The organism is Mesorhizobium sp. M1406, from assembly GCF_040317555.1.
Lineage (GTDB): Bacteria > Pseudomonadota > Alphaproteobacteria > Rhizobiales > Rhizobiaceae > Mesorhizobium.
This window is the reverse complement of record NZ_JAMYKW010000036.1, coordinates 42,384-53,752: the sequence shown is the minus strand read 5'-3', so window position 1 is coordinate 53,752 and position 11,369 is coordinate 42,384. Positions and strand designations below refer to the sequence as shown.

General features: G+C 63.8%; 13 protein-coding genes and 1 pseudogene. 2 read left to right on the top strand and 12 right to left on the bottom strand.

Annotated features, from left to right (window positions below; all coding sequences use genetic code 11):
* Window positions 1-143: 143 nt before the first annotated feature.
* Entirely contained in the window at window positions 144-560 is a 417-nt protein-coding gene (locus tag NKH03_RS24330; RefSeq protein ID WP_352971047.1) for a siderophore-interacting protein, read from the top strand.
* Between the two features lie 74 nt (window positions 561-634).
* Here NKH03_RS24330 and NKH03_RS24325 read toward each other — a convergent pair whose 3' ends face one another.
* From NKH03_RS24325 to NKH03_RS24280, 10 genes and pseudogenes are all read right to left on the bottom strand, one after another.
* Entirely contained in the window at window positions 635-1,054 is a 420-nt protein-coding gene (locus NKH03_RS24325; RefSeq protein ID WP_352971045.1) for an aconitase X swivel domain-containing protein, read from the bottom strand.
* A complete protein-coding gene (locus tag NKH03_RS24320; RefSeq protein ID WP_352971042.1) occupies window positions 1,051-2,301 on the bottom strand; it encodes an aconitase X in 1,251 nt (416 codons plus the stop codon). Before NKH03_RS24320 ends, NKH03_RS24325 begins: the two co-directional genes overlap by 4 nt.
* Before the next feature lie 71 nt (window positions 2,302-2,372).
* Entirely contained in the window at window positions 2,373-3,437 is a 1,065-nt protein-coding gene (locus NKH03_RS24315) for an ABC transporter ATP-binding protein (protein ID WP_352971039.1), read from the bottom strand.
* Window positions 3,437-4,228 carry an ABC transporter permease gene (locus NKH03_RS24310; protein WP_352971036.1) on the bottom strand — a complete coding sequence of 264 codons (792 nt, stop codon included), beginning with the start codon at window positions 4,226-4,228 and terminating at the stop codon, window positions 3,437-3,439. The genes NKH03_RS24315 and NKH03_RS24310 overlap by 1 nt, the downstream gene beginning before the upstream one ends.
* A pseudogene (locus tag NKH03_RS24305) lies at window positions 4,225-5,089 on the bottom strand (ABC transporter permease). The gene NKH03_RS24310 and the pseudogene NKH03_RS24305 overlap by 4 nt, the downstream one beginning before the upstream one ends.
* A 67-nt stretch (window positions 5,090-5,156) precedes the next feature.
* Window positions 5,157-6,218, bottom strand: coding sequence for an ABC transporter substrate-binding protein (locus NKH03_RS24300; protein WP_352971033.1), 1,062 nt, complete (start codon window positions 6,216-6,218; stop codon window positions 5,157-5,159).
* 53 nt (window positions 6,219-6,271) lie between these two features.
* Window positions 6,272-7,243 (bottom strand): PfkB family carbohydrate kinase, encoded by a 972-nt coding sequence (locus NKH03_RS24295; RefSeq protein ID WP_352971031.1) that lies wholly within the window; start codon window positions 7,241-7,243, stop codon window positions 6,272-6,274.
* Window positions 7,240-8,280, bottom strand: coding sequence for an ADP-ribosylglycohydrolase family protein (locus NKH03_RS24290; protein ID WP_352971028.1), 1,041 nt, complete (start codon window positions 8,278-8,280; stop codon window positions 7,240-7,242). The genes NKH03_RS24295 and NKH03_RS24290 overlap by 4 nt, the downstream gene beginning before the upstream one ends.
* A gap of 3 nt (window positions 8,281-8,283) precedes the next feature.
* A complete protein-coding gene (locus NKH03_RS24285) occupies window positions 8,284-9,009 on the bottom strand; it encodes a GntR family transcriptional regulator (protein WP_352873466.1) in 726 nt (241 codons plus the stop codon).
* Window positions 9,010-9,242: 233 nt separating this feature from the next.
* The gene (locus tag NKH03_RS24280) at window positions 9,243-9,512 is read right to left on the bottom strand and encodes a DUF982 domain-containing protein (RefSeq protein ID WP_352873467.1); all 270 of its coding nucleotides are present in this window, start codon (window positions 9,510-9,512) and stop codon (window positions 9,243-9,245) included.
* Between the two features lie 74 nt (window positions 9,513-9,586).
* Here NKH03_RS24280 and NKH03_RS24275 point away from each other — a divergent pair, with 74 nt between their 5' ends.
* Complete coding sequence (locus NKH03_RS24275) at window positions 9,587-9,844, top strand: hypothetical protein (RefSeq protein ID WP_352873468.1); 258 nt, start codon at window positions 9,587-9,589, stop codon at window positions 9,842-9,844.
* 232 nt (window positions 9,845-10,076) lie between these two features.
* On the opposite strand, the gene NKH03_RS24270 is transcribed toward NKH03_RS24275, so the two are convergent.
* Both NKH03_RS24270 and NKH03_RS24265 read right to left on the bottom strand, forming a co-directional pair.
* Window positions 10,077-10,241: a DUF3309 family protein gene (locus NKH03_RS24270; protein WP_352873469.1), complete on the bottom strand. Its 165-nt coding sequence runs from the start codon at window positions 10,239-10,241 to the stop codon at window positions 10,077-10,079.
* Between the two features lie 270 nt (window positions 10,242-10,511).
* Window positions 10,512-11,147, bottom strand: a complete 636-nt coding sequence (locus tag NKH03_RS24265) for a methyltransferase family protein (protein WP_502913556.1) — start codon at window positions 11,145-11,147, stop codon at window positions 10,512-10,514.
* Window positions 11,148-11,369 lie beyond the last annotated feature (222 nt).

Below are 11,369 nucleotides of genomic sequence, written 5' to 3'. Positions count from 1 at the left end.
TGTTTGTGGTGTCGTTCTTTTTTTTTTTAATCCTCATCCCCTACCCGTCAGCCAATTTTTTTTCACTTGCCCCCCTCGCGGGGGGGGGGGGGGCGGGCGGGGGGGGGGGGGCGCCGCCGCCCCCCGGCATGAGGGTCGGCATCATGGGACCGGTCGGCCGCCCGGTGCGGCAAGCAGAATGGTATGTCATGGGCGCCGACGAAACCGGCCTGCCGGCGCTGGCGCGGCTGCTGGAGACGCTGCCGGCCGAGACAAAAGGCATCGCCTTTGTCGAGATCGCCAATGACGGTGAACGGCAGACGATCGACAATGCAACCGGCATCGAGTTGCATTGGCTGACACGGGATGGCGTGCCGGCGGGCGAGGACAGACTGCTGGCAGAGGCCGTCCGCTCGGTGGCGTGGCCGCAGGGCGGCTCGGCCTTCGGCTGGTTCGCGGCGGAAGCGGCCGCCGCCAAGATCGTGCGCGAATATTGGCGCGATACGCCGGGGCTCGGCCGCGATCAAACGTTGGCCGCGGCCTACTGGCGGCGCGGCTCGGCGGGATTGATGGCTGGCTGAGGGCTGAAGCACATTTCGATGGCAGCGGACCTAAGAATCGCTGGCGCCGCCCCTTGGCCAACGAGCACTGATCCCTAGCCTTTGCGAATGACCGCCGCGCCATCCTTGCCAACACAGATCACGATCCGATCGCCGGAAACAATGCCCATAGTATCACACACGACCAGCGGCATGCGGATCTCGTAAAGAAACTCGGCAATGATAGCGCCGACCGCCAGGATCGGATCCGGCCGCTCCAGAAGAATCCCGATAGGCGCGGTGCCCCTGCGGATCGTCTCGGCCAGGACCGAGGATGAAGACGACGAGCCGCGCCCGCTCGGCATGACCAGGATCTTGCCGGCGACATTCTGGCCGAGACCGGGATGCGAATGGTCCGTTATGTCGCCGGTTTCGGCATCGATGCCGCCCCAGAAGCTGAGCGGTTGCGAAAACACCAGCGCTTGGCCCTGAGCCTCGCCAGCCAGCTGGAAGGTGCCGGTTCGTTCTATCGTCATGAGGCGCTCCGCACGACATGCCCGGCCGCAGCCGAACGGATACAGTCCTTCATCTCGGCGAAAGCGACGGACACGCCGATATTGCCGGGCGCGTAATGCGCCCATTTGCCGGAATTGGTCATCACCACGCCGTCGAGGCGCTTGAGGATCGAGGTGACATAGGTGCAGGTGTCGGCAACCGGGATCAGGCCGAACGCCTCCATGCCATCAAGCGCCCCCTCCGCCTGCAGTCGCGTCAGGGTCGCGCGGCCGGTGTTGACATAGATCGGGATGCGCCTGCCCGGCGCGACCTCGCGCAGCATCGGCAGCAGCCGCATCCATTCCTCATGCGAAAAATGCGGCGTACCGAGCGAAACGGCCGCCAGCGGCGCGCCTTCGGGCACGCTCGACAGCCTTGCCAGAGCGTGGTCGATATCGGTGCGGGTGATGTGGATCGTCTCGTCAGGCGCATGGCCCTGGAACGCTTCAGCGAGCGTCCTCGCTTCCGGTGTGACGCCGACCGCATGGAACAGTGCCACCGCGCCGGTCGTTGCCGCCGCCGCACCCAGCGCCTTCAGCTGGTCCTCGTCGCGCGGCCGCGGCAGGCCGGCAATCACCGGAATGCGGTCGCCGCTCGCTTGCCCGATCACCAGCCCGATGCCGACGAACAGGCTGTCGCTCGGCTCCAGGTCGGCAATGGCCAGCTCGAACAGGAGCCGGCCGCGCCGGTTCTCGCTCAGATGCAGGCCCCAGGCCGGCGCGCGTCCGGTCATGGCGCAGCACAAATCGATGAAATCGCCATAGCGGTTGGTGCGAGCGCCGATCACCGAATTGGCAAAGACGATGGCGTTGGATTCGCCCCAGGCGATCTGCTGGCCGAAGTCTGGCCGGAACCGCGTTTGATAGGGCGCGCAGGTGAAGGTCGCCTCGCAGCCAAGCTCCAGATGCGCCTTCATCAGCCGCCTCGCCGGCACCTCTACCGCCGCCGGCATTTTCACCATGCCGGGATGGATGAGGTCGAACGAGCCGACATTCAATGTCGTCGGCACCTCGACTCGGCCGCCGCCCTCGACCAGCCGCTCGACGAAATCGAGGCCGGCCTTGCCATGGTAGAGACAGCCATCGATATGTGCGCCGGCAATGTCGAGCAGACTGCCTGCCCCGACGGCATTGGAAAACGCGACCAGGATTTTCATGGCAGCGGCCGCGGAAGGGCCCTGCTCGCCGTCGAGCATGGATCGGTCCCGCGCACTCAGTTCCAAGGTCATCGGTATGCTCCGGGCTATGCCGGCTATGCTGTCCCTGATTGCGAACAGTCTGGCAAGAGCCGGTGTGAGCATCAGCCCGGCGCGATCAGCACCGTACTCTCCGGCGACCAGCACAGCACGACATCCTGACCTTCCGCCAGCCGTTCCATGCCGGTGTTCTGCACGATCACCTTCAGCGTCTGCCCCGGACGCTCGACGAAGTAGGTGCTGTTGTTGCCGGCGAAGATGCGCTTGGAGACCTGCCCTTTGAGCATGTTGGCATTGCCGTCCACAGCCCCGGCATCGGTCGCAATGCGGATGCGTTCGGGCCGCACGGCACAGCTCGCCTTGGCGCCGGCGGCAAGCGTCGTGCCCGCGCCGGCGGCAATCGCCGTGCCGTCCGGCAGCCGGATGCCGTTGCCCGTCGAGTCACCACGAAAGATGTTGGCGTCGCCGAGGAAGGTGGCGGCGAACTCGCTCTTCGGCCGATCGTAGATCTCCTCCGGTGGCCCTTCCTGCACCAGCCTGCCGTCGCGCAGGATGCCGATGCGGTCGCTCATCGTCAGCGCTTCTTCCTGATCGTGAGTGACGAAGATGGTGGTGATGCCGATCTCGCGCTGGATGCGCTTGAGCTCGATCTGCATGTCGACACGCAGCGCCTTGTCGAGCGCGCCCAATGGCTCGTCGAGCAGCAGCACGCGCGGCTTGGTGACGATGGCACGGGCGAGCGCGACGCGCTGGCGCTGGCCGCCCGACAGCTGATGCGGTCGGCGGCCACCGAGCTTGCCGAGTTGCACGAGATCGAGAGCGCGCTGCACCTCTAGAGCAATCACCGCCTTGGTCTCGCCGCGCACCGACAGGCCAAAGGCGATATTGTCGGCGACGCTCATATTGGGAAACAGCGCATAGTTCTGGAACACCATGCCGATGCGACGTTTTTCGACCGGCACCCGCTCGACGCTCTCGCCGCCGATGGTGATGCGGCCTGAATCGGGGAAATCGAAGCCGGCAATCTGCCGGAGCAGCGTGGTCTTGCCGCTGCCCGATGGCCCAAGCAGAGCATAGAAACCGCCATCGGCGAAATCGATGGAGACGTCGTCCAGCGCCTTGTGCGCGCCGAAGCTGCGCGAGACGTTCGATACCTGCACGCCGGCCATTATTTTTCTCCGCCGAATTTGAAGAACCTTGCCGTCAGCAGCATCAGCGCCATCGACACGACGATGATGATCGTCGAGACCGCATTGATCTCGGGCGTGAAACCCTTGCGGATCGCGGCGTAGATTTCGACCGGCAGTGTCGTCTGCCCCGGCGTCGCCAGGAAATAGGACACCACGAACTGGTCGAACGAGACGGCGAACGCAAACAGTCCGCCGGCAATGACGCCAGGCATGATCCACGGCAGCGTCACGCGCCGCGTCACCTGCCACTGGTTGGCGCCGAGCGATCGCGCGGCCTCTTCCAGCTCCGGCGCGAAGGTCTGCAGCCGGGCCGAAACGACGACGATGACATAGGGCAGCGCCAATGCGACATGGCCGAGAAGGATCGCATGCAGGCCGCGGCCGATGCCGACGCCGAAGAAGAAGATCAGCATCGCCGTGCCGGTGATCAGCCACGGTATGGCGATCGGCGGGAACAGCAGCGCCTGCAGGAATTTCTTGCCGCGAAACTCATAGCGGTAGAGCGCCAGCGACGCCGCCGAGCCGAGCACCGTGCAGATGACGGTAGCGATGACGGCGATCTCGACGCTGTTCCAGGTGGCGGCAATAAGCTGATCGTTCTGCCACAGCGATGTGTACCATTCGGTCGTCCATTCGAACGGCAATTGGTAGAAGGGCGAGACGTTGAACGACATCAGCGCCATGATGATGATCGGTAGATAGAGGAAGGCAAGCAGCAGCCAGATGTAGAGGCGGCCGAACCATTCGAGGATGCGGGTGGTGGCCGTCACGCGGCCCTCCTCAGCACCGGTGAGGCCACCGCCAGGATGACCAGCACCACTGCCAGCAGGATGAAGGAGAGCGCGGCACCCAGCGGCCAGTTGAACACGGCGACGAACTGGTCCTCGATGACCGTGCCGTAGAAGGTGCCGGTACGACCGCCAAGGATGCGCGGTTCCATGAACGAACCGACGACCGGCACGAAGATCAGTGCCGCACCCGCCACCAGCCCCGGCATCGACAGCGGGATGATCACCCGCTTCAAGACCTGCAGCCGCGAGGCGCCAAGCGAGCGTCCGGCCTCGATCAGCGAGTCGTCGATGGCCTGCAGGGTGAGATAGCAGGTCAGCACCATATAGGGCACGTAGGAATGCACCAGCCCGATGATGACGGCCGGATAGGAATACATCAGGTCGATGTTGATCTTGAACGGCAGCACGGCGTTGAGTGCGGGTGTCGAGGATGCCGCCCTCGCGCAGCACCATCGCCCAGGAGAAGATGCGCACCAGCCCGTTCGACCAGAACGGCAGGATGACGAGCAGGAAGATGGCCTCACGGCTGCGCCCTTTCAGCACCTTGGCCAGCACATAGGCCGCAGGGTAGCCGATGATGACGCACCACAACGTCACCTCGAGACCGAGGCGCAGCGAGGCCAGCAGCAGTGTCAGATAAAGGCTTTGCGAAAAGAAGGCGGCATAGTTGCCAAGGGTGAAGGCCCACGGTTTTTCCGACAGCGGCAGCTCGGTCATGAACGAGAAGAAGACCATGGCCGAGAGTGGTAGGAAGATCGCCACCGTCAGCCAGAGATAAGCCGGCGCCAGCAGCGGCAATGCCGATCTCAGCCCGCTGCGCGACGCTGTTGCAGCTGCCATGACAGCCTCCTCCGCAGGATTCGTAGAACCAGCCGGCGCGAACCGCCGGCTGGCCCGGATGTCGGCTTTATTTCACGTCGACCTTGAGCTGCTGCCACAGCGCCAGATAGGCCTCTCGCTGTGCGTCGGTGATCGGCGCCTGGAACTGGATGCGCTTGGCCACTTCGGGATCACCCATCACCTTTCGGTTGAAGGCATCCTCGGGCAGCGCTCCCACCGCCTTGGTGTTGGCTGACACCGGCGCACCGACCTTGGTGACCCATTCGACGTAGAATTTCGGGTCGATCATGTAGTTGATGAAGGCCTCGGCCCCGGCGACGTTCTTGGCGCCGACCGGGATCGAAAACGCGTCGAGCCAGGCGACAGCACCTTCCTGCGGCACGACCAGCGAGACCGGCAGCTTGAAATGCGTCTTGGCGCGATCGGCCGAGCCGCTCCAATAGGTGCCAATGTCGATCTGGTTGGAGGCAACCATCTGGTTCCAGTCGTTCTCCGAACTCCAGAAGGTCTTGATCTGCGGCATCAGCGAGGTGAGCTTCGCCTTGACCGCGTCCATATCCTTGATGTCGTTGATGTTCTGGCCGGTGGCGATGGCGCCGAACTGGACCGCCTCGACGGCGTCGTCGCGAATGACGACGCGGCCCTTGTGCGCGGCATCCCACATCTCGGCGATACTCGTCGGCGGCTTGTCGAAGGATTTCTCGTTGATGGCGAGCGCCGTCAGGCCCCATACCCACGGCACGCCATAGACCTCGCCATCGTGGACGAGCATCGGCGATCCCGCCTTGTCCTTGCTGATGTCGGCATAGTTCGGCAACTTGGAGACGTCGATGGGCTGGATCAGTTTCCCGGCCATCGCCTGGTCGTTGAAGGCGGCATTGATCATGACTACGTCGTAGAGCCCGGGATTGGTCCGGATCTTGGTCAGCATTTCCTGTTCGGAATTGAAGAAGTCGTTGACGACCTTGTTGCCGGTCGCCTTTTCGAAAGCCTCTACGGCCCACGGCTCGTCGGTGCCGTAGCCCTTCCAGTTGAGCACATGCACTTCGTCGGCCTTGGCGGCGAAGGCGAGCGCGGAGGTAAAGACGGCGGTCGCCGTCACAAGAGCAGTCAAGTCAGGCATGCGCATGTTGGTTCCTCTCTGTGTTTGCCCGCTTCCCGGGCTTGTCAGGCTTCCGGCAATTATGCATTGGCCTTCTGTGTCCGGCCTGCGCCCGACGGATCGGCGGCATGGCTCAGGAATGTCTGGATTTCGTGATCGGTCGGCGCTGACGAGCCGCCGTGGCGAGTGACCGAAATGGCCGCCGCCGCATTGGCATAGCGCGCCGCCTCGAAGGGCGGGATACCGCGCGCCAGCGCGCTGACGAAAGCCCCGATATGGGTGTCGCCGGCGCCATTGGTATCGATGGCGGTGACCGTATAGCCGGCAATGGTCCGCGCTGACCCGTCGACCAACCTGATATGGCAGCCCTTTGCGCCGGCGCGGATGACCACGCCGGCAGCCTGCGGACAATGGTCGTCCAGAAGCCGGGCCGCGACGGCCTCGACATCGCCCGGCCCGGCAATCTCGGCCGCCTCCGTCGTGTTGCAGCTCAGCCATGTCGTGCGGGCAAGCACGCGCGACAGGATCGGGCGCGGAATGTCCGAGATGACCGGCGTCGGGTCGAAGGCGAAAGGTGTTTCAGCCGGCAATGCCTCGATCCAGTCGGTGAGCGCATCGCGGCTCTTGGGATAGCTCAGCGTGTAGCCGGAGGTGAACACCCAATCATCAGGCGCGACCATCACCGGCGCCATCATGTCGAGGCTGAGCACGCTTTCCGCACCTGGCCACGACACAAAGGTGCGTTCGGCGTCGCTCGAGATCATGGCGACGCAATTGCCGCTGTCCATCAGGGGCGATGGCGGCGTCAGTGTCTCGATGCCCTCCGCGGCGAAAGCGGCGCGCAGGAAGTCGCCATTCGGCCCGCTGCCGAGCTGGCCGCCGAAAACCACCTTCGTCCCGGTGCGGCTGGCCGCGACCATCATGTTGAAGCCACCGCCGGCAACCTGGGCGAAGCTCGACGCCGTCTTTTCCATACCGGGCGCCGGCAAGGCGTCGATGCGGTAGACATAATCGACCACGGCACTACCGATATGGACGAGACGCCCGGTCATGCCGCCGCGTCCTTGCCGGAACCGGTTTTCGCCACTCGTGCCGTCACGAGGTCGGCCGCAAGCGCGCGAACCTCTGACATGTCGATGCCCTTCAGCCGGGCGATATGCTGCTGCGGCAGGCGCGAGAAACCGGTGCAGGCGCCGGCCATGCCGGCGGCGATGGCGCCGATCGTGTCGGTGTCGCCACCGAGATTGGCGCTGATGATGGCTGCCTGCCATGGATCGCCATCGGCAACTTCCAGCACGGCGAAGGCCGCCGGAACGGATTCCTGGCTGGCGACGCCGGTGCCGACCAGATCGGTGATCAGCCGGATCGCATCCCTGATCGCCTTGCCGCGCACGATGTCCTGTGCCCAGACGATACGCGTGGCGATGTCACCGCCGGTGATCCAATGGCCGAGCGTCGCCCCCCGCCTCGCCGCCGCGACGGCGCTGGCGGAAGCATCGCGCCAGCCGCCGCCGGCGACGCCGCGGCTGACAGCGGCGGCAACGGCAGCGGCGGAAGCGATAGCGATCGAGGTGTTGTGCGTTGCCCGGCAGGTCTCAGCCACCTTGGCAACGAACGTCTCCAATGGTTCGAGCGGCATCATGATACCGACTGGCGCGACGCGCATGGCCGCGCCATTGGTGTCACCGCTGCGTCCCGCTTCCTCGGCCGGCACGCCATTGTTGATGGCGTCGATGGCGCGTTTGGTCGATGGTCCCAAAAGGTCATAGCTGCCGCGCGCCTTGACCTCGCGTTCCCAGTCGAGCAGCGCATTGACCCAGCGCACGTGATCGAAGCGGTCGCCGGATTCGACGAGAATGCGGCCGAGCAGCAGCGCCTGTTCGGTGTCGTCGGTGATGGTGCCGGCAGCCAGTCCCTTCGACACCGGATGATCGGCGAAAGGCGCGATGAAATCCTCGACATGACCATAGAGTTCGGCAATGCGGGCTGGCGACAAAAGCTGCGTCGGCATGCCGAGCGCGTCTCCAAGCGCCCCGCCAACAAGCGCCCCCATGGCGCGATCGAGCGGGTCCTTGGCTTTGTCCGGCATCGCTCAGAACCTCATATGCAGCGCGAAATGCGCGGGGTTGAGCAGGCTGGTGACATATTCGATCGGCCGGTCGTCGACGGCGCGTGTCAACCGGCGGCCGCGCAGGAACGGTGTGCCTTGCGGGCAGCCGAGGATGGCGGCGTCCTCGGCGTTGAGCATCTCGATCTCGACCCATTCCTCGCCGTGGTCGGGAATGAGGCCGGCGGCGCGCAGCGTCTGGTGCAGCGAGCCCTCGCGCAATCCGCGCAACGGCACGTCCTCAAGCTCGGATGACAATGGCAGCCTGCTGCGCTCGATGGAGATCGCATGGCCGTCGCTGGCGCTGGTGCGCACCCGATCGACGGCGATGAAGAACGGGCTTTCTATACCAAGCAGCGCAGCCAGATCGGTGTCCTCGATGACCTCCAGCCGCAGCGTCCGGGTCTCGGCATTGGCTCCGGCATTGGCCAGTGCCCGCGACCAGCCGATGGCGTCATCGACCGGCTTGCCGTCGAAGGTGACGAACGAGCCGATGCCGACCTTGGTGGTGATCAGCCCGCGGCTGGACAGTTCCTCGAGGCCCTTGCGGACCGTATTGCGGCTGACGGAGAAGCGTTGGACAAGCTCGTTCTCGCTTTGCAGGCGGTCGCCGAAGCCGAGAACGCCAGAGCGGATTTCATGTTCGAGAACGGTGGCGATCTGCTCGGGCTTGCCCGTGCCGGGAGACAGTTGAACCGCGCGCCTCTTCATATGGGGTACCTGTTCAGTGAACCTGTATAACCCTGTTCAATACAGAGACACGGATGCCCTGTCAACGGATGCCTGAGGCAAGCCAAACGGGGCAGAAAATTTCGGAATGCCAGCAGGGCGCACCGACAGGCCGGCCAAATATGGGTCTGGAAAAGCCGACCACCGATCGCTGAAAAGATCGCGATCAATCAAGATGATAAAGGCGAGTCTTGATTCAATTTTGGCCGCACGCGCTACGGCATCGACACTTCACGAGGCTCAACGAGGATATCCGCCTCGATCGCGGCGTTGATGAATGCCGCCCGTGCCGCCGAGGCTTCTTTCTTTCCCTCGAGTACGGCCAGGCAGACTTTGCGGGCAACCATATGCCTTTGCCCCGTCGCAACCGGCCAGCGGTTCATCAGGATGTCGGCAGCCTGAGCGACCCGCTCCACATTGAAGATCGAGTTTCGCGATCGGCCGAGCGCAATCCTGACCGGCTCATCGAAACGCTGGTCTTGCACTACCCCACCTCCCGGAATCGAACGTGCCGACCCAATTCCCTGTATTGTGATAGGTTCCGGAGGAAAGGTGCAAGATGTCCGATTCCAGTGGCCAGAAAAATCCCAGGCTGATCGTCGTGGTTGCGTTCGATCGCGGCGAGGATGGCGAATTATTTCCATCCTTTGGACCCGCCGACCAGCAGAGCGAGGATCGGGCCATACGCACCGCCAGGGCATTGGCTGCAAAGCATGCCGGTGTCATCGCCTGGAGCCGCGAGGCCGACCCGACACTGGGCGAATACGGCCCGCCGAACACCCTCTTCGTCAGCGGCGACGTACCTGACATGGAGTAATCTATTGGTTCCGGGACCAAGCGCAACGGTGGGACCCAAGCCCAGTCACCATCAGGCAAAAGCCCGCCGCGGTGAAACCGGGCGGGCCTTGGAGGAGGACAAGGGGTGGAACCCTCTCCTCTTCTTTCCACAGGGGTGTGGACCGCGATCACCATACGAGGGTTTTGTCGAATGCCGCATCACAATGCGGTGCACGGGCCCCCCGGTGCGGTCGCGGGATTGCGATCACCGGCTAAATGCGCCCGAGGACGACAAGGAGGATGACAATCAACAGCACAAGCCCCAGCCCGCCGCCGCCATAGTAGCCAGTTCCGTAAAACGGACCGCCGCCGAGGCCGCTGAAGCCGCCAAGCAGCGCCAGGATAAGAATGACGATAAGTATGGTCCCGAGGCCCATGGATCTCGCTCCTCTCTGCGCTTGGCGTGCCGGTTCCGGCGTCAAGCTTTGGCGATATTGCCCAGAGATGAACGGTTTGAACGCCTTTGCGTTCCGCCCAAGGTCGAGGTTGGATTGCCCAGGAACAATCAGCACCGCACACACGGAAAGCCCGCCAGGGCTGCGGGCTTTTCGTCCGCCGGAGGCCGCCGACGGTCAATTTGCAGGCCGGCGGGCCGGCCACGTGAAAAAGCTGCCGGCGTGAATGCAGGCCGAACGGCGTCCCTGGTGTCAGACGATCCCGTAAAACAGCCTGTAGTGGACGCGCTTCATGTAGTCCCGGTACTCCGGCGCGGCGGCCAGCAGCGCCTCTTCGCGCAAGATGCGATGCACCTGGAAGAAGGTGATCACGGCGTAGACGGCAAGATTGTAGATGGAAAAGGCCGATAGCAGGAACAGGACATGACCGATGAGGTAGCCGGCATAGATCGGGTGCCTCACCAGACGGTAGGCACCGCCGGTCATCACACCGCGATTGCCCGGCAGAATGGCAAACGAACGCCCCAGCGATATCTTTCCCCAAATCACGAACCCCAACGCCAGGGCTTGCAGCGGCGCGGCGGCATAGACCGGGATGATGGCTGCCCCAGGCTCCAGGTCGATGAAGCCGACACCGAAGCTGGCGATCACCGAGACAACCACCGTGAGCGGGTTCCAGTCGCGAACCTGCGGTCGCCGCGACAGAAGCAGCCAGGTAAAAGTCAGGACCTCGGAAATCGCCACCAGCGCAACGTTGAGGCGGGTCGGATCGAGCATGAGGTGATACACGCCGCGGTAGACGAACATCCCCGCGAAAGCCAGCGCGCAGATCCGAAAGAAACCTTCCCGCAAATCGACCAGGATTTCGTGCTTTCGGACCGCGGACAATATCCTGTGGTCATTGATGTGCGAAAGGGTTTCGCTTTTTGATATGAGCAAGGCAAGCACCCCAATGATCCATCGGGGCAACCTTTGCATGCAACCATTGCCGGGCGGTTAATCAACAAGATCAGATCGGCATTAAACGGGATATGACGCCACCGGGGATGCAGCGCGGAACGCCTTTGCCGCTCGCAAGAAGTTCGGCAATCACCATGGCAGCACGCAGGT

Coding starts and splice junctions, on each gene's coding strand:
- NKH03_RS24330 (WP_352971047.1), top strand. CDS start 144: ATGGGACCGGTCGGCCGCCCGGTGCGGCAAGCAGAATGGTATGTCATG.
- NKH03_RS24325 (WP_352971045.1), bottom strand. CDS start 1,054: ATGACGATAGAACGAACCGGCACCTTCCAGCTGGCTGGCGAGGCTCAG.
- NKH03_RS24320 (WP_352971042.1), bottom strand. CDS start 2,301: ATGACCTTGGAACTGAGTGCGCGGGACCGATCCATGCTCGACGGCGAG.
- NKH03_RS24315 (WP_352971039.1), bottom strand. CDS start 3,437: ATGGCCGGCGTGCAGGTATCGAACGTCTCGCGCAGCTTCGGCGCGCAC.
- NKH03_RS24300 (WP_352971033.1), bottom strand. CDS start 6,218: ATGCGCATGCCTGACTTGACTGCTCTTGTGACGGCGACCGCCGTCTTT.
- NKH03_RS24295 (WP_352971031.1), bottom strand. CDS start 7,243: ATGACCGGGCGTCTCGTCCATATCGGTAGTGCCGTGGTCGATTATGTC.
- NKH03_RS24290 (WP_352971028.1), bottom strand. CDS start 8,280: ATGCCGGACAAAGCCAAGGACCCGCTCGATCGCGCCATGGGGGCGCTT.
- NKH03_RS24285 (WP_352873466.1), bottom strand. CDS start 9,009: ATGAAGAGGCGCGCGGTTCAACTGTCTCCCGGCACGGGCAAGCCCGAG.
- NKH03_RS24275 (WP_352873468.1), top strand. CDS start 9,587: ATGTCCGATTCCAGTGGCCAGAAAAATCCCAGGCTGATCGTCGTGGTT.
- NKH03_RS24270 (WP_352873469.1), bottom strand. CDS start 10,241: ATGGGCCTCGGGACCATACTTATCGTCATTCTTATCCTGGCGCTGCTT.